The 17,578-nt window shown below is 42.7% G+C and carries 19 protein-coding genes; 7 read left to right on the forward strand and 12 right to left on the reverse strand.

From position 1 onward, the window contains the following. Positions 1–3: 3 nt before the first annotated feature. Positions 4–1,659 (forward strand): chaperonin GroEL, encoded by a 1,656-nt coding sequence (gene groL / locus VGA95_06040; GenBank protein HEX9666106.1) that lies wholly within the window; start codon positions 4–6, stop codon positions 1,657–1,659. Between the two features lie 79 nt (positions 1,660–1,738). Here the strand turns inward: groL and VGA95_06045 are convergent, their stop codons facing one another. Together VGA95_06045 and VGA95_06050 are read right to left on the reverse strand one after the other, a co-directional pair. Beyond that, entirely contained in the window at positions 1,739–2,422 is a 684-nt protein-coding gene (locus VGA95_06045; GenBank protein ID HEX9666107.1) for an HAD family hydrolase, read from the reverse strand. 55 nt (positions 2,423–2,477) lie between these two features. Further along, entirely contained in the window at positions 2,478–3,482 is a 1,005-nt protein-coding gene (locus VGA95_06050; GenBank protein ID HEX9666108.1) for a BtrH N-terminal domain-containing protein, read from the reverse strand. A gap of 271 nt (positions 3,483–3,753) precedes the next feature. Here VGA95_06050 and VGA95_06055 point away from each other — a divergent pair, with 271 nt between their 5' ends. The 3 genes from VGA95_06055 to VGA95_06065 are packed head-to-tail and all read left to right on the forward strand — an operon-like array spanning position 3,754 to position 6,491. Then, on the forward strand, positions 3,754–5,181 hold the full coding sequence (locus VGA95_06055; protein HEX9666109.1) for a DegQ family serine endoprotease: 1,428 nt from the start codon (positions 3,754–3,756) through the stop codon (positions 5,179–5,181). Then, positions 5,168–5,632 (forward strand): RidA family protein, encoded by a 465-nt coding sequence (locus tag VGA95_06060; GenBank protein HEX9666110.1) that lies wholly within the window; start codon positions 5,168–5,170, stop codon positions 5,630–5,632. Before VGA95_06055 ends, VGA95_06060 begins: the two co-directional genes overlap by 14 nt. A gap of 49 nt (positions 5,633–5,681) precedes the next feature. Continuing rightward, positions 5,682–6,491, forward strand: a complete 810-nt coding sequence (locus VGA95_06065) for a DUF6775 family putative metallopeptidase (GenBank protein HEX9666111.1) — start codon at positions 5,682–5,684, stop codon at positions 6,489–6,491. A 14-nt stretch (positions 6,492–6,505) separates the two neighbouring features. On the opposite strand, the gene VGA95_06070 is transcribed toward VGA95_06065, so the two are convergent. Beyond that, complete coding sequence (locus tag VGA95_06070) at positions 6,506–7,315, reverse strand: sulfide-dependent adenosine diphosphate thiazole synthase (protein HEX9666112.1); 810 nt, start codon at positions 7,313–7,315, stop codon at positions 6,506–6,508. Between the two features lie 212 nt (positions 7,316–7,527). Here VGA95_06070 and VGA95_06075 point away from each other — a divergent pair, with 212 nt between their 5' ends. Next, positions 7,528–8,370, forward strand: a complete 843-nt coding sequence (locus VGA95_06075; GenBank protein HEX9666113.1) for a DUF4412 domain-containing protein — start codon at positions 7,528–7,530, stop codon at positions 8,368–8,370. Between the two features lie 62 nt (positions 8,371–8,432). On the opposite strand, the gene rplI is transcribed toward VGA95_06075, so the two are convergent. From rplI to VGA95_06115, 8 genes are all read right to left on the reverse strand, one after another. Continuing rightward, on the reverse strand, positions 8,433–8,891 hold the full coding sequence (gene rplI, locus VGA95_06080; protein HEX9666114.1) for a 50S ribosomal protein L9: 459 nt from the start codon (positions 8,889–8,891) through the stop codon (positions 8,433–8,435). Positions 8,892–8,951: 60 nt separating this feature from the next. Next, positions 8,952–9,188 (reverse strand): 30S ribosomal protein S18, encoded by a 237-nt coding sequence (gene rpsR / locus VGA95_06085; protein ID HEX9666115.1) that lies wholly within the window; start codon positions 9,186–9,188, stop codon positions 8,952–8,954. Positions 9,189–9,191: 3 nt separating this feature from the next. Next, complete coding sequence (gene rpsF, locus VGA95_06090) at positions 9,192–9,548, reverse strand: 30S ribosomal protein S6 (GenBank protein ID HEX9666116.1); 357 nt, start codon at positions 9,546–9,548, stop codon at positions 9,192–9,194. Positions 9,549–9,618: 70 nt separating this feature from the next. After that, positions 9,619–10,707 (reverse strand): redox-regulated ATPase YchF, encoded by a 1,089-nt coding sequence (gene ychF, locus VGA95_06095; protein ID HEX9666117.1) that lies wholly within the window; start codon positions 10,705–10,707, stop codon positions 9,619–9,621. 84 nt (positions 10,708–10,791) lie between these two features. After that, on the reverse strand, positions 10,792–12,837 hold the full coding sequence (locus VGA95_06100) for a sodium-translocating pyrophosphatase (protein HEX9666118.1): 2,046 nt from the start codon (positions 12,835–12,837) through the stop codon (positions 10,792–10,794). Between the two features lie 33 nt (positions 12,838–12,870). Then, positions 12,871–13,464: an aminoacyl-tRNA hydrolase gene (gene pth / locus VGA95_06105; protein ID HEX9666119.1), complete on the reverse strand. Its 594-nt coding sequence runs from the start codon at positions 13,462–13,464 to the stop codon at positions 12,871–12,873. A gap of 8 nt (positions 13,465–13,472) precedes the next feature. Continuing rightward, on the reverse strand, positions 13,473–14,147 hold the full coding sequence (locus VGA95_06110) for a 50S ribosomal protein L25 (GenBank protein ID HEX9666120.1): 675 nt from the start codon (positions 14,145–14,147) through the stop codon (positions 13,473–13,475). A 21-nt stretch (positions 14,148–14,168) separates the two neighbouring features. Beyond that, positions 14,169–15,110, reverse strand: coding sequence for a ribose-phosphate pyrophosphokinase (locus VGA95_06115; protein HEX9666121.1), 942 nt, complete (start codon positions 15,108–15,110; stop codon positions 14,169–14,171). 108 nt (positions 15,111–15,218) lie between these two features. Here VGA95_06115 and VGA95_06120 point away from each other — a divergent pair, with 108 nt between their 5' ends. Together VGA95_06120 and VGA95_06125 are read left to right on the forward strand one after the other, a co-directional pair. Continuing rightward, a complete protein-coding gene (locus tag VGA95_06120; GenBank protein HEX9666122.1) occupies positions 15,219–15,662 on the forward strand; it encodes a TIGR03668 family PPOX class F420-dependent oxidoreductase in 444 nt (147 codons plus the stop codon). Positions 15,663–15,727: 65 nt separating this feature from the next. Continuing rightward, a complete protein-coding gene (locus tag VGA95_06125; GenBank protein HEX9666123.1) occupies positions 15,728–16,345 on the forward strand; it encodes an FIST C-terminal domain-containing protein in 618 nt (205 codons plus the stop codon). A 720-nt stretch (positions 16,346–17,065) separates the two neighbouring features. On the opposite strand, the gene VGA95_06130 is transcribed toward VGA95_06125, so the two are convergent. Beyond that, on the reverse strand, positions 17,066–17,578 hold a 513-nt coding region (locus VGA95_06130; protein HEX9666124.1), incomplete at its 5' end, for a DUF3471 domain-containing protein.

Genomic DNA, 17,578 nt, shown 5'->3' on the forward strand with positions numbered 1-17,578 from the left:
CTAATGGCTGCAAAGGAGATAAAATTTGGCCGAGAGGCTCAGTCAGCTGTTTTAATCGGAGTAAATACACTTGCCAGTGCTGTAAAGGCCACACTGGGACCGAGGGGAAGAAATGTCTTGATAGAGAAGACATTTGGAGCCCCGGTGGTCACCAAAGACGGTGTGACCGTGGCAAAGGAAATTGAGCTTGATGATAGGTTCGAAAACATGGGCGCACAGATGGTAAAGGAAGTGGCATCCAAGACGAGCGATGTCGCTGGAGACGGAACTACCACTGCAACGGTGCTCGCACAGGGAATATTCAGAGAGGGGATAAAGCTTGTGGCAGCGGGACATGATCCCATGAAGTTAAAGAGGGGCATAGATAAGGCGGTGGAGGTGGTGGTAGAGAGTATCAGGAAGTTGAGTAAGCAGGTGAAGGGGAGGACTGAGATAGCACAGGTAGCGACAGTATCGGCCAATGGAGATGAGACTATAGGGAACATCATAGCCGATGCGATGGAGAAGGTGGGCAAGGACGGTGTGATAACGGTTGAAGAAGGGAAGACTCTGCAAACAGACCTTGAAGTGGTTGAGGGGATGCAATTCGACAGGGGGTACCTCAGCCCCTATTTCGTCACAGAGCCAGAAAAGATGCTCGTGGAGCTTGATGATCCGGTAATTCTACTCCATGATAAGAAAATATCGAACATGAAAGACTTGGTTCCACTCCTCGAAGAGATAGCGAGGAGTGCCAAACCACTCGTAATAGTGGCAGAGGATGTAGAGGGCGAGGCGCTGGCTACGCTGGTTGTCAATAAGATCAGAGGAACACTTAAGGCCGCGGCGATCAAAGCGCCTGGCTTCGGAGACAGAAGAAAGGCTATGCTGGAAGATATCGCTACCCTTACTGGAGGAAAGGTAATCGCCGAAGAAGCCGGTATGACCCTTGAAAACGCCACCTCAAAAGATCTTGGACGGGCGAAAAAAGTCGTTATTGACAAAGACAATACAACAATAATAGGCGGCGAGGGTAAGAGGGCAGAAATTGAAGGAAGAATCAGGCAGATCAAGGCCCAGATTGAAGAGGCCTCGGGCGAATATGACAGGGAAAAGCTGCAGGAAAGGCTGGCAAAGCTTGCTGGAGGGGTAGCGGTGATAAAGGTTGGAGCTGCAACTGAGGCCGAGATGAAGGAAAAGAAAGCTAGGGTAGAAGACGCACTCAACGCCACGAGGGCAGCGGTAGAGGAAGGAATAGTCCCCGGAGGGGGGGTAGCCTTTATTAGAGCGATCAAAGCTGTTGAAAGCTTCGACGCCGCCGATGAAGAGGAGAAGGCGGGGGTTAATATTATCAGGAAGATACTCGAGGAGCCTCTTCGAGGAATTGCGACCAACGCTGGCTGGGACGGGTCGATAGTGGTGGAAAAGGTAAAAGAACAAAAGGGGGCCGGCGGGTTTGATGCCGCGAGGCTAGAGTTCTGCGACCTGGTGGAGGCGGGAATAGTAGATCCCACAAAAGTGACCAGGTATGCGCTCCAGAATGCAGCAAGTGTTGCAGGTCTCCTTCTTACGACTGAAGCACTAGTTGCTGAGAAACCGGAAAAGAAAGATGATCTTGGTCCAGGTGCCATGCCACCAGGAGGTATGGGAGGAATGGGTGGTATGGGAGGTATGATGTAGAAATTGTGGTAAAGTGAGCGGGTCGATCGCTATCGGCCCGCTTTGATTATAATCCAGCTAGATTGATGTTAATAATATTCTAACCGACAAAAACCTCTAGGGCAGTTTCAACGTCACCTAAATCTTCAAAAAGATAATCCGGATTATATATCTCTAAATCCTTCAATGGATAAGAACCTGTGGCAACTCCAAATACGGTTGCCCCTGCCGCCTTTCCATGAATAATATCAAATGGTGTATCACCCATCACGAATACCTGATCAAATCCCCTACAATTATTGAGAACCCTCTCCCCCCTTTCCATAGCTATGCGTATCATCTCACCTCTATCTTCTGAATCAGAGCCGAAGGCTCCGAATTTAAAGTATGAGTCTAAGCCTGAATATCTCAGTTTTAACCATGCCCCTTCTTCAATATTGCCCGTCGCAATACCCAATTTTAAATCATCTCTCAATGAAACAGCTTCCAGGATTTGTAATATTCCATCCGGGACCGCTATCGGGTTTCGTTTCTTCATTTCCTCTTCTAGGTAAATTAAATACCTTCTATAAATCCTAGCCGCTTCTCCGTCTAAGTATTCCCTATTTAGTGTATTTCTGAACATCTCCCTTAAAATAAGCGGATCGGTTTTTCCATCAGCCTTTAGACCTTGCATTGCGTCTTGAACGTGATAGATAACACAAAAAGCTCTATTAACTGCACTTATTCCTGCGCCACCCGCATGAATTAGTGTTCCATCTATGTCAAAAAGAAGCAGTTTCATTTCAAAATAATTCGTCGAGGAAACGTATTTCAAGCGAATAAAAAACAAAAATTCATTAACCTAGCTTTTCTAAAATTTCCGTGTAGAATACCTCCTCCAGACGCGCTATTTCATGGGCTTTATTTGAAGCTAATCTGAATAGCTCACGGTCTCTTTCACATTCACTTATCTGTTTCAATACCCCTGAAATATCACTCCATTTTCGTCCCAACAAATCCATCTTATCTGACAACCTGAGAGCCTTAAGATTCGGAATGATTTCTTCGGCCTCTAATAGGAAGTCCCTGTAAATCCACCTGAACCCGCCACCACCGGTCCCCCTCTTCTCAATCACCTGATACGCAAACCTAGATGACCATTGCCAGTCTTGAGCGTCACCCCAATACTCAAGCTCTTCTGCCCAAGATCTAATCGTCTCAATTCCAGAAATACCCCTTGGCGATCTCTTGCCTTCTAACATCGATTTGGCATTGTTATAAATTGCTATTGGAACAATCTCAGATAACTCTGGTAAAGGGTTTTCTAGATATACCTCAATCCAGTTGTTATTTAATGGGTATGGCTTTGCTTTTGAACACCTTGCGTTTTTTAACCCTTCACAAGAAACAGATTGCAAACCCTCAAACCCGGTATCAGATAAGAAAACATTCTTTGATTCATCGTCATAACCCCACACGCAGACGACATGCCCGGGAAAGTGGGTAGATGATTTATAATAGGCTAGATGAAATATATCGGTTTGAATTAACAAAGGGATACCCTCGTTTATATAATCCCTTAAGATTTCAGATGCTCTGTCTCCATCAGATTCGAGTTTCCATTTAGTTGGCTTACCAATTAGACTGAAAAAATTGGGCTCCATTCCAGGACCTCTGAGATGAATTGCCCTCGTGGGACTCATATCTTCGTATTGTGTATAAAAAAATCCAAGTCCTGAACCAAGACCAAAACACATAGCCTCTGAAAGTTGATACCCGTAGTAGGAAATAACGTCTCTTAAAGCGACAGAACCGCAGTGTAATCCAGGAATGTGAATCCAATTGTTTATGATCCTTCTCATTAGATAGTTAATTTTACCATAACCCTCGTTGCTAAGATGTTTATTTTCGTATATATATCAGCTACGATAAATCAATAAAATTGAAAACAAAAACAGAATATATCAGTTATAATTAATATCACTACTCATACAATTTAAGTAATAAAGAAATCAAAGAGTTAGACTCAAGTATAATCGATTAATACCTTTTATCACCAATCTTGACATCACCAATCTTGACACGTGCTAATAGTATAAATAATCTATATTTTATCTCCGGAGGTAAAAAAACATGAGAAAGTCTGCTACGCTTCTAATATTCTTAACCATTATTTCAACCTGTTTTGTATTAGCTACTACTAGGCTAACCGCACAGACAAATGAACTAAGGTCTTTATCGGGACTCGTTAAAAGACTAAGCCCATCGGTTGTCAACATTAGCACGACCAATACCACAAAATTCGGCATGACACCGCACCAATCTCCATTCGGCGAAAGAGGAAATGATCCATTTGAGGAGTTTTTCAATAGATTTTTTGGCGACTTACCTCAAAGAGAATTCAAAAGAAAGGGCCTTGGTTCGGGATTTATCATAAGTGAAGACGGCTATATCATTACCAACAATCACGTAGTAGAGAAGGCAGATGATATTAAAGTAATCCTTGAGGATGGAGAAAGCTATAAGGCAAATATAATTGGGAAGGACCCAAAGACTGATCTGGCACTCGTTAAAATCGAGCCGAAGCACAAATTGAACGCAGTTACCTTGGGTAGATCAAACACACTTGAAATTGGAGATTGGGTTGTTGCTATAGGGAATCCATTTGGACTAGGAAATACGGTAACCGCCGGAATCATAAGTGCCAAAGGTAGATCGCTTGGACTCGGAGCATATGATGATTTCATCCAAACCGATGCTGCAATAAATCCCGGAAACAGTGGAGGTCCGCTCTTTAATCTCAATGGCGAGGTTGTGGGCGTAAACACAGCAATAATTGCCGGGGGTCAGGGCATAGGTTTTGCAATTCCCGTCGACATGGCAAGAAATGTAGTCGAACAACTCCAAAACAAAGGGAAAGTAGTAAGGGGATGGTTGGGGGTGTTGGTTCAGCAGATAACCCCTGAAATCGCGGAAAGCTTAAACCTTAACCAGCCTGAAGGTGCTTTAGTATCGGACGTAACTCCTGACGGGCCTGCGGATAAAGCAGGAATAAAGAGAGGAGATATTATCGTAGCAGTCGATGGAAACAGGATAGAGGATATGCCAGATCTACCAAAGACGGTGGCGACTAATAAGCCTGGAACCGTATCAAAATTAACATATATTAGAAATGGTAAGGAAAAAACCGTCGACTTAACACTTGGTGAACTCCCTGAAGAAGTGGCTGTGTCCACAAGCCTAAGAAATAATGATGCTGAAAGGAATCTCGGCCTCATTGTTCAAGAAATTAATCCTCAAATACAGAGGAGATTTGGAATAGAAGAATCCAAAGGGGTCATCATTACCAATGTAAATCCTGGTTCAATCGGATACGAAGCCGGGCTGATGGGAGGTGACATAATTCTTGAGATAAATAAAGCATATATCGGAAATTTGGATGATTACAGAAAGTCTGTGGATTCTCTTAAAGAAGGTCAGACTGCGCTTCTTCTGGTGCGAAGGGCAACGAACACAATATATGTTGCTCTTAAGATTGAGGACCAACATGATAAAGGTTGAGGAGAAATTAAAAGAGCTCGGAATAGAGATTCTTGATGTGCCTAGACCCTTAGGTGCTTACAAATCGGCTGTTATTTCGGGAAATCTTATTTTCGTATCCGGCCAGTTACCCATAGAAAATGGCGAACTCAGATACAAGGGCAGAGTCGGAGAAGAAGTATCGATTGAAGACGGCATCCAGGCCTCAAGAATTGCATCACTGAACGCATTGTCAGTTATGAAAAAAGAACTGGGAGATCTGGATCGGATAAAACGAATCTTAAAGATCACAGGGTATGTTTCCAGTGCATCAAACTTTGATATGCAGGCAAAGATAGTCAATGGCGCATCTGAGCTCTTTTACCTCGTCTTTGGAGAAGATGGAACTCACGCCCGTGCTGCTGTTGGCGTTTGCGGACTCCCTCTTGGTGCCCCAGTCGAAATAGAAGTTATAGCCGAGATAAGTACTTAATATTTAATCCCTTTCCAAAAATCCCATTTATCCGGTGATATCTTACGCAATGAAAATCTTCATATACATTGACCACCCATCCCTTTCACTGTCTATCGATGACCTGAGGCATTGCCTAGAGAAATTTGATCTTGATGTAATCTTCAAAGGAAATCTCATTGAATCATTGCAGTTGAGTGAGGAAGAAGTGATGAAGTTGGCTACAACGATATCGGGGGCTATTATTCGAGACATAAATGTTCCAAATGATGATATCGTATTTCCAAATCATCGATACGTCAATTTAGAACGAAAAAGGCTAACGGGAGAAGCGGACTATATGGGCGTGTTCTATGACGGATACTGGCTTCAGCGGATTTTTTTCAACTTATTTCGCGATAAGTTGACTGGAAAAATTACAAACAAAATTATTCACATAATTTTTACAAGCAGGCTCTTCGGGACATTTGAAAAACGAAGGTATCACGCAAGGGTGATACTTATGGGCACACCAACCTTAATTTCTACCTCGGGAGTGGTTGAGGCGCCAGCGAGACCAAGCGAATACTACTGGCTAAAAGCTGGATTTATGCAGAGTGGCAGAGATATTGGCGAACTCGACAGTGTCTTTAAGGGAAGATTTATCGAGTACAATGATCCCAAGATGACACCGATTTTAGGCTCCTATGCACTACAAGCCGTTGCCTATGAGGTGAGTGGTAAGGAGTTCTGCGAAGATAAAACATGTTGCCTATACAACTCTCACTGGCAGGAAGAGGTCCTAAGGGCTCAACTAGGTGGTCAATTATGCCAAAAGCATCATGACATAATATCAACCATGTCTGTCAAAAACCGGACAGTGAGTAGTAAAAAAGATTGACCCTATATTATATATCATGCCCTCACCTGTTCTTGAAGTAAGTTGATAGCAACATCAGCGGCCTTTTTCCCTGAGAGAAGCATACCGCCGAATGTTGGCCCCATTCTAGGCAGTCCGAAAACACTATTTACAGCCATTCCACATGCAATCAACCCGGGATAAACCTCACCCGTGTACTCGACCAGTGCGTCTTCCGATTTTTCAACCCACATTGATCCGTGACCGGGGAGCTTCTTGTAAAGACCTTGCTGTGAGAGTCTAGATACAAGGTAAGCATCGTGACCCGTCGCATCTATCACAAGTTTTGACTCAAGGGCAATTGGATCTAGACAAGTTATTTCCTTCGGCATATTTGCAACAGGAGTCCAGTTTATAACAACACCTGCCACCCTACCATTTTCTCTAAAAACAAGATCATCGAACATCGTCATATTCCTTACCCTTGCCCCAGCTTCACAAGCAGTAGCTATGAGTTTCGAGCAAGCATATGGACCGTCAGCAACATAGAGCCCATCTGAAACCTCTTTATATGGAACCTCTATTTCATCCAGAACCGTTTGACCCGGATCCCGTACCGTTACTTTATTCATTAGATACCCACCTATCCAGAATCCACCACCAAGATAATTCATCCTTTCAACGATAAGCACCTTGAATTTCTTCTTTGCAATATCCTTCGCAGCAACAAGCCCACTGGGTCCAGCACCAACAATTATTACATCGCTGGTTATGTATTCTTTGAATTCCTCAGCGAAACCCTCAACTATAGCCCTTGTGACCTCCTTTTCCCCAACAGGTGCAAAGATGCTCTTATTCTTTGACATTAGACTTCTACCTCCCTAGTGTGAATATCCTATCTGAATTCTAATCTATCACAAATACAGTGGTCGTCAATAGTTTGTTATGTTAACTCGATCTGTCGACGCCCCTAAAGAAGACACAATACTAGCAATTCATCTATTTATTAGTTATTTTAAAGTCAGTTTAAGAGTCTTTTTTATCTCAAATACATGCAATATGTTAGGAGGGAGGGCAAATGAAAATTTATTTTAAATTGATCCTTCTGCTGACCCTTGGGTTAGCAATTAATGGTATTACCTTAGCGGAAAACGCACTTTCGGGCGAAGGAATAATAATGGAGCAGGTGAGGTATAAGAAGGGAAGCTCAAAAATGGAGAAAGGAAAGATCTGGGTTTTGGACAATAAAATTAAGTTTGAAGAAGAAACGGGACAAGCCGCTGCAATATTCGATTTAAACACCGGGGAAATGATTCAGATCGACAGACAAGGTAAAAGATATGTTGCTGCTGAACCAGACGAATATTTTAAATTCATTCAAGATATTACCTCAAAAATGAAGTCTGAAATGGAGAAACAGCTATCTCAGCTTCCACCCGATAAGAGGGCGCAGATGGAAGAGATGATGAGATCTCAGGGAATGTCCTTGCCAGGTAGCTCAACAAAACCAAAAAACCTTGAACTACAAAAACCGGGTAAAGATGAAAGTATAGCCGGATACAAATCTGTAAAGTATGAAGTTTATGAAGATGGAAAGCTCATCGAGGAAATATGGACCAGTAATGAAGTTCTAAATAATGAAATTGACATTAAGAAAATGTCGAATTACCTTCAGAAAATCAAAGACATAAGTGAAAATGCAGGTGGTATGGCATTTAATCCAGAGGGTCAGACGGTTTACAAAGAAGTGTTCGAATCTGGATTCCCGATGAAAACTGTCGACCATGAATCAGAAGACGGTATATATATAGAAGAAATAACAAAGGTATCAAAAGCAAATTTAAATGATTCGGAATTTGTTCCACCAAATGATTATAAGAAAATTACCCTTCAAGAAATGATGCAGCAGCTTGGGAAATAGATAATTGGGGGAAATTCCCGCAGGGCTTGCAATAAGACCTGCGGTGCGTTAAGACACATTAGTCATTCTTGCTCTTCATTAGCATTAGTAACTTCGACCTTTATAATTACAGATACATCGGAGTGAAGTTTCAGTCTGACATCATGCGTACCCAATGTTTTAATCGGTGAAGCAAGGTCAATGTCCTTTTTTGAAATATCGAAACCCTGACTTGAGAGCGAATCAGAAATGGTCTGAGTGGTTACCGAACCAAAGATTCGCTCTTCATCACCAACTTTCATTGGAATCGTGCAAATAACTCCCGTGAGTCTTGAAGCAAGTGTTTTCACCTCCTGCACTAACTTTGCCTCTCTTTTCTTCAAGGAACCTATCTGCTGCTCCCACGTTTTCAAATTACCAGGTGTAGCTTCTATGGCGATTTTCCGGGGAATCAAAAAATTCCTTGCAAAACCGCTTTTCACCTCCCTTATTTCTCCTTTCTTCCCGAAATCTCCTTCATCGGATATCAATATCACCTTCATGAAAGCCCCCTCCTAAATTGGGTTTCAAAGTTTTGAATTCCATAAGAAAAAGCCGGTATTCTAGTGAAGGACAGTAAACGGAAGTAATGCCATTATCCGCGCTCTTTTTATAGCTGAGGCAAGTACCCTTTGATGCCCAGCGCAAAGACCGGAACTCCTTCTTGGTACAATCTTTCTTCTTTCAGTTATGAAACTCGAGAGAAGATCATGGTCCTTGTAGTCAATCTTTATCGGCTCTGAACAGAATTTACACACCTTCTTCTTTGTAAAAAACCTCTTGTCCTTTTTTTCTTCCATCTCTTATATACCCCCGTTATCACTATTTGTCTTTGAAGAATCGCCCCCCCTAAGGGCTTCATCCGCATCTATATTTAAGGTAATAAACCTTAACACATCTATATTGAAAAACCTTAGATTTTTTTCCATTTCATTTACTGCATTAGGTAATGACCTATATATTAACAAATAGTAAATCCCTTTTTTATAGTCCCCGATTCTATAGGCAAGATCCCTCTCTTTCCACTTCTCAGATCTTATTATTTCTCCATCATGCTTTGAAATGGTCTCACTTAGCCTGCTCTGCACTTTAGTCAATTCTTCGTCTGTGAGATCAGGCCTTGTTAGATAAAGCGTCTCATAATACCTTGATTTTTGCATTCTAAATACCTCCGTTTTGGTCTAACCGACCCTAAATACGTCTAAGAATTCCGTACTGAGGGTAACGGGTTTAATTCTTAAATCTAAAATATACCATATCCCCGTCTTCAATTTGATAATCCTTCCCCTCGATCCTTAAAAGTCCCAACTCCCTTGCATTGGAATCCGAGCCGCATTTTATAAAATCCCCATATGAAATAACCTCAGCTTTTATAAAACCCTTTTCAAAATCGCTATGGATTTTGCCCGCCGCTTTTGGTGCCTTACTTCCACTCTTCACGCTCCAAGCCCTAAGCTCAACGCCATTAGTGGTATAGAAAGTAACAAGATTCAACAGCCCATAAGATGCTTTCACAAGCCTCAACAAACCAGATTCGGAGAAACCGACCGCCCGTAAATATTGCATCATTTCTTCTTCAGTCAACTCTTGTAGTTCGAGTTCCAATTTCCCCAAAACCTTAATCATTCCTGCATCTTCTCCCTTTGAAATAATCTTTAAGACCTCGGTGAAGTATTCATCATCGCTCTTTTCTTCAAGATTTGCTACATAGAGGACAGGTTTATTTGTAAGAAGGTTTAGATCAAAGAGCAACTTCTCCTCAGTTTCTCCAGTAGCCACAAATTGACTGGCCGTGCCCCCCCGGGAAAGATGCTCGTCTATTCGTCGAAGAAAACTAAGCTCGACCTGAGCCTCCCTATCTCCGGATTTAACAATCTTAGCTAGTTTTTCCTTTCTCCTCCCTACAGTTTCCAAATCTGCAAGGGTGAGCTCCAACTTTACCACTTCTATGTCTCTTCTCGGATCAACTGTCTCAAAGACATGCGAAACATGTGATTCAAAACATCTCACAACATGTAGCAATGCATCTACTTCCCTTATATGGCCGAGAAATTTATTTCCCAAACCCTCACCTTTACTGGCGCCTTTCACAAGACCAGCTATGTCAATAAACTTTAAGGTAGCTGGGATTACCTTATGAGGTTTAATAACTTCTGCTAGCCTTTGCAATCTCTCATCAGGTACGTTGACAATTCCAACATTTGGCTCAATCGTAGTAAACGGATAGTCGGCGACCAGCGCCCTGGAATTTGTTAACGCATTAAATATAGTAGATTTCCCAGAATTTGGAAGACCCACAATACCACAGCTTACACTCATTTCTTAACGTAGTTCTGAAAAATTATATTTGTCAAAGGTTTTATCCCCAGTTGCTTAGAACACATTATCCCCGACACAAAATTTCTAAATTAATAAAGGTGCAACAACCAACGAAACAATTGACATTAGCTTAATCAATATGTTCATGGCCGGGCCAGACGTGTCCTTGAACGGATCACCTACGGTGTCACCAACTACAGCCGCCTTGTGGGCATCAGAGCCCTTACCACCAAGGTTTCCTTCTTCAATAAATTTCTTTGCATTATCCCATGCACCGCCTGAATTCGCCATCATCAAAGCGAGCATGACACCCGTTACCACAGCTCCCGCCAAGAAGCCCCCGAGTGCCTGTGGGCCAAGGACGAAACCTATTATGAGTGGGGCGACCACTGCCGTTATCCCTGGAATTACCATTTCCCTCAGTGCCGCGTCGGTACTGATTCCAACGCACCTTTCGTAATCTGGCTTTGCAGTCCCCTCCAGCAGTCCGGTTATTTCCCTGAACTGTCTTCTTACTTCTTCCACCATTTTCTGTGCGGTCCTTCCCACAGCCCGCATAGTAAGAGCTGCGAGGAGAAATGGAATAGTTCCACCTATCAGCAACCCAGATACTACCTTACTGTTTGTAAGGTCTATAGTGCTGAGTCCAACTGCATTTGTATACGCAGCGAATAGGGCTAGAGCCGCGAGAGCCGCGGAGCCTATGGCAAAACCTTTACCTATCGCCGCAGTCGTGTTACCTAGTGAATCAAGCCTGTCCGTAATCTTTCTCACATCTGTGCCGAGATGCGACATTTCGGTTATGCCACCAGCATTGTCAGCGACGGGACCATACGCATCAACAGACATAGTGATCCCTATCGTTGCAAGCATACTCACCGCTGCGATTCCAATACCGTATAGGCCCGCGAAAACAAAGGAAAGCCCTATGGCAATTGCTATTGTAATAACGGGAAGGGTTGTACTGATCATCCCCACAGATAATCCTTCTATGATATTCGTTGCAACTCCAGTTTGAGATGCCTCCGCGATCCTCCTTATGGGTGAACCAGATGTGTAATATTCGGAAAGAAGCCCTATCACCACACCCGAAACGAGCCCGAGAACGGCAGCACCAAAGATTCCCATAATAAGCTTAAAAGCAATTGCATCCACAAGACCAACAATTATAAGAATAATAAGCGATATACCCAGATAAATCCCACCTGTATAAAAAGTTGCACGCCTTAATACTAGTTGAGGATCGAGATCCTTAAACCATTCGACAGTTTTCGCACCAATTACCGAGGATATACTCCCCAGTGTAATCAGCACCAATGGAATTGACATAAGAGAGATCTGGTTTTCCGTCATGCCAGCAGCAATGACTATAGTAGCTACTACAGCGCCCACGTATGATTCAAAAAGGTCAGCGCCCATACCTGCGACATCTCCAACATTGTCTCCGACATTGTCGGCTATCGTCGCTGGGTTTCTGGGATCATCCTCAGGTATTCCCGCCTCAACCTTACCTACCAGATCTGCTCCCACATCCGCTCCTTTAGTAAAAATCCCTCCTCCTATTCTTGCAAAAAGTGCAACAGAGCTTGCCCCCATCGCAAATCCGCCAATGATTCCAGCGAACTCCTGAACAAAACTAGTAAGAGCCAATGAATCACTAGGGTTGTCAGGGATCCCTATACCAAGGGCAAAGGCAATAGAAAGCCCAAGAAGACCGAGCCCCGCAACAGAAAGTCCCATTACACTCCCGCCCTTAAACGCAACAATTAGTGCCTTCCCCTGTCCTTCGGTCGCTGCGGCCTGAGCTGTCCGCACATTCGCTTTAGTCGCAGATTTCATTCCACAAAACCCAGTCACTAGCGAACATATGGCTCCCCCTAAATAAGCAATCCCTGCTCTGTAATCTATAAATAAGGAAACAAGAATAAATACAACTATAACAAAAATCGCAATAATCCTGTATTCTCTCTTTAAAAAAGCCATCGCTCCTCGATGGATAGCCGAAGAGATTTCCCTCATCTTTTCAGTGCCATCCGGAAGCAATTTTATTTCTCTGTAAACTGTGAGGGCATATCCTAAGACCAATAAGCCAAAAACTGAACCAAAAAGGGCTGCTATAACCTCACCCATTTGTTATATCCTCCTCTTAAAAAATTATTGATGTTAAGTACCCCCTCCTAAACTCAAATCCGCTGTTTTTCTATTAAACTTATTCATAGCCTTTTCCAAGCCGTAAAGAATCGTTTCCGATACGGCATCAGCAGCTCTTTCTATCATAAACTTTATTGCCTCTCTTTCATCAGATCCAAATTCCGATAGGACGTGATTGATGACCTGGGGTTTCTGCGATGGTTTACCAATTCCCACTCGTATCCTTATAAAGTCAGATTCGCCCAGGCATCTTATGATTGATCTAATCCCTTTGTGACCTGCGCTTCCACCACCTGCCCTAATTTGCATAATTCCTGTAGGAAGATCAATCTCATCTTGCACCACTATGACCTGATTCGTAGAAATTTTATAAAAATTCACAGCCCCATTTACTGCCCTACCGCTTTCGTTCATAAATGTCTGGGGCTTAAGAAGGATGATCTTTTTATGGTCAATTATTGCTTCACAATAAAGACTATTAAATCCCTTTTTCTTTAAAACAATCTCACGCCTCTTTGCAATCTCATCAATCACCATAAATCCGATGTTATGTCTTGACAAAGAGTATTTTTTACCAGGATTACCCAGACCAACAACCAAAAGCATCTTTAAAGCTATTCCTTCTCTTCACGCTCTTCCACACCCTTCTCCTCAGCCTCAGCCTTCTCAGCTCCCTCGGCGACTTCGACCCCAACCACCTCCACGACCGGCTCTTCCTCAACCTTTGGCGCCAGAACCGTTACCACCGTATCATCATGCTCATGAAGTACAGTAAGGCCTTCTGATATCCTTAAGTCTCCAATATGTATTGAGTCCCCTAATCCCAACTCTGAGACATCGACCTCAAAAAAATTTGGTATATCCGTAGGAAAACATTCAATCTCAATTTCCCTTAGTATCTCTTCAAGAATCCCATGCTCATTTCTTACACCGCTGGCTATTCCAATGAACTTAACCGGAACCTTAACGTGTAATTTCTCTTTCATGAGGACTTCTTGAAAATCGAGGTGAATTGGTCTATTTGTTAGGTAATCAAATTGTATATCCCTGAGCAGTGCCAACTTTGATAGTTCCTCGCCGTCACCTTGGATTTTAATCTCAAGCAATGTGTTTTCACCGGCCTCAGTCGACAGCGCTTCCTTCAGATCATTGGGATTTACAACTAGCGGAATTGGTTCAGTCTCTCTTCCATAAAGAATAGACGGTATGTTCCCCTCCCTCCTCACCTGCCTCGCTCCACCTTTTCCAAGCCTGTATCTCTGCTTCACTATCAATGTGTTTTGAGCCATCTTATTCTCCTTATTACAAAATTAAGTAAACAAACTACTTATCGATTCTCCAGTCGTTATTCTTTTTATAGCCTCTCCTAAGAGGCTAGAAATGCTCAACACGTTTATTTTTTGTGAACCTTTGACCCCTTCACTGGGCTCAATAGTATCCGTTATTACCGCCTCCACTAAATCTGATTCTTCGATCTTCTCCACCGCTTTCCCAGAAAGTACTCCATGGGTGCAACACAGAGCAACTTGCTTAGCACCTTCCCTAACAAGCACTTGTGCGGCTTGCACGGCGGTTCCGGCCGTGTCTACAAGGTCATCTACTATTATTGCACATTTTCCCGTAACATCTCCAATTAAATATGTGATTTTAGCCACGTTTGGGCCGGTACGCCTCTTGTCAGTCATCGCTAGCCCGGCATCTAGTCTGTTTGCATATGCCCTTGCCCTCTCCATCCCACCCGCATCAGGAGAAACAATCACTATGCCATCATTATTAAATTTCTTCCGTAAATAGTTAATGAAGACCGGAGCAGCATATAGATGATCTACAGGGACATCAAAAAATCCTTGAATTTGGCCTGCATGCAGATCAACAGTAACGACCCTGTTCACCCCTGCCTTGACAATTAGATCAGCAATGAGTTTTGCTGAGATCGGAGCCCTGGGCTGAACCTTTCTATCCTGTCTTGCATATCCATAGTATGGAATAACGGCTGTAATTGCCCGTGCCGAAGCCCTCTTCAAGGCATCGGTGATAATCAGGAGCTCCATAATATGCTCATTTACCGGGGGACATGTAGACTGAATTACAAAGACATGCGCGCCACGAACACTTTCAGAGATCTCGACAAATACCTCCCCGTCGCTAAACCTTCTTATCTCAGCTTTCCCCAGGGGGACGTCCATATATCTACACACCGCTTCTGCGAGAGGGACATTTGATGTACCACTAAATATTTTTGTAGGCCCCATTTTATATCTCTGAAAGTAATGAACACCTTCACCCTTTATGTTTAGAGCGAAAAATTATAAAATAAATCATGAATAATTCAAGTTTTTAAAGCCTATTTATGGTCTGAGATGACGAATTCGCGTGTTTTACCGACAGAAAGAGAATATATTTTCATTCAATCACAAAGAATTGCAAGAATGGCTACTGTCGACAGGTCTGGCAAGCCGCTTGTACTGCCGATATGTTACGCTTACGACGGCACTAACTTATACACCCCGATAGATAAAAAGCCTAAAAGCGTTTCCCCAGGTGAACTAAAAAGGATTAGAAATATCACAGGAAACCCGAATGTTTCTGTTCTTGTCGACGTATATAATGAGGACTGGAATGAGATAGGTTTTATTATTATTCATGGTACTGCCGAGGTAATCGATAGCGGAAAGGAATATCGAGAATCTTTAAGAATCCTTAGCGAAAAGTACATTCAATATAGACAAATGAATCTTTCAGAATTAGGCCTGCCAGTAATCAAGATCAGCCCAAATCGTATCATATCTTGGGGTAAAATATAGAAACATCAGATGATAAGATCCCCGTTTGAGTTTAAAACAGATGATTACGGCCGGTGTCGGGAACCATGATAAGGGGAGATTTCAACTATATTATCGGCATTACCCAGGGTTGTCAGCCCGTAGGTGATCCTTTGGTTATTACAAAGTGTGAAAACAATATTATAATCGAGCTCGACAATAAACCCGCATACGAGGTTTTGAAAGGGCATGTCCCACAAACAATACTTGAAAACCCCAATGATCTTATACGCACCTTATTTATCGGATTCAGCCCCGATCCGGAAGGCAGAGAAATAGTTGGAAGAGATTATCTAATCAGAAATATCCTGGGAATTGACCCCGAAACAGGGATCATATGTGTCGCCCAGAATGTAAGAGATGGACAGACAATTACATTTGCCATCAGGAATCCTCAAATGGCGCGTGAGGACCTTAAACAAATGCTAGAACGTATTAAATCTTCTACCAACCCCGAGAAACCCTTTAAGTTCGGCTTATATTTCAACTGTTGTGCAAGGGGCTCATCACTTTACGCGCAGAAAGGTATCGACATGGCATACATAAGTCACTACCTCGAGGATGTACCAATAATCGGCTTTTTCGGAAACTCGGAATTCGCAAACCTGCATGGTAAGAATCATCTATTCACATATACTGGCGTATTAGCGTTGATTTCAGAGTAACATAATAAAAGTGTCAAACTCTAACTCAGTAATTGGGGAATCTTCAAAATTGTCATTTCTGTAAAAGCCAGCTATTTCGGGGACGGAATTTTTAAAAGGATTTTCTTCACCTATATCATTTTTTTTCTAACTTCTTTGTCTTGATACTGAATAGATCCTGACCTATCGTCAGGACATGGTTCAGCACAGGTACAAAGAAGCAATCCTTCGGCCTTGCTCAGGACTAGGCTGTCCCCTTGTTGTCATTCCCTAATTCCTTAATAGGGAATCCATGCTTTTACCTCTGGATCCCCGACTACTGATTTCGGGGATGACATAACAACAAAAAATTTAATTCAGCCGCAACCCGCAAATTTTTTCTACGTCTTCGCTCCTGATTTTCTTAACGCAATTTTTGGAATGCCGTTCAAGTCCTTTTCATTCTGAAAAGGATTAATGAAGACAAATCTATTCATGAAATTGTAGGAATTCTCTCCACGAAATATCTAACATCTACAATTGCGAGCCAATGGAGAAATTTTTCTCATCAAAAACATTTTCCCCCATTGGGTTAATCGCCCAATTCATGATTTCATAGTATCCATACTTTAAATTGCCCATAGTCCCGAATTGACAGTTTTTATTCGTCGGTTTCCTTAGCCATCAATGATATGTCTTTCACAATTATTCTCTTAACAGTTGAGTCAAAAAAATTGGGGACTAATGTCGCAACTTCCAATCTCACTGGTCTTTAACCCTCTTGAAAGTACCATAGGCATCGGAAATGAATTCCTCAATTTCTCCCGAGGGTCCTGTCACAAAGGTTATTTCATCAACCATGTTTATAGAAGGCCATCTGAGTATGTAAGAGTTGTGGTTCCAGTGCTCCAGTTTGCCCGGATATTTCCCCGGTCCCGCTTCAATTCTCAGATCTTTTTTCTCCTGCACCACCTTGAACGCTCCATAAAGCTGGTTCTCATAATTCCCCAAGTATGCACTGAGTTCTTGGCTTGGAGGTTTGGGACTATCCGGAGGGGACCCAACCGCTGTTAGCTTGTCTAGCATAACCATCCTTTTCTTTATTTCAGCCTGCATGTCGTAGTCTGCCTTACCAAGATATTGCTCAAGTATGTATGCGCGTATTGCCTCGGGTAGCACGGTAAAGTTCAGGTTAGCGAGAACGGTGATACCCAGATTTAGCTCCGGCACCAGGACAACCACAGTGCGTATACCCTCATATCCACCCCCCTTTTC

This window comes from Thermodesulfobacteriota bacterium, assembly GCA_036397855.1.
GTDB lineage: Bacteria > Desulfobacterota_D > UBA1144 > Nemesobacterales > CSP1-2 > DASWID01.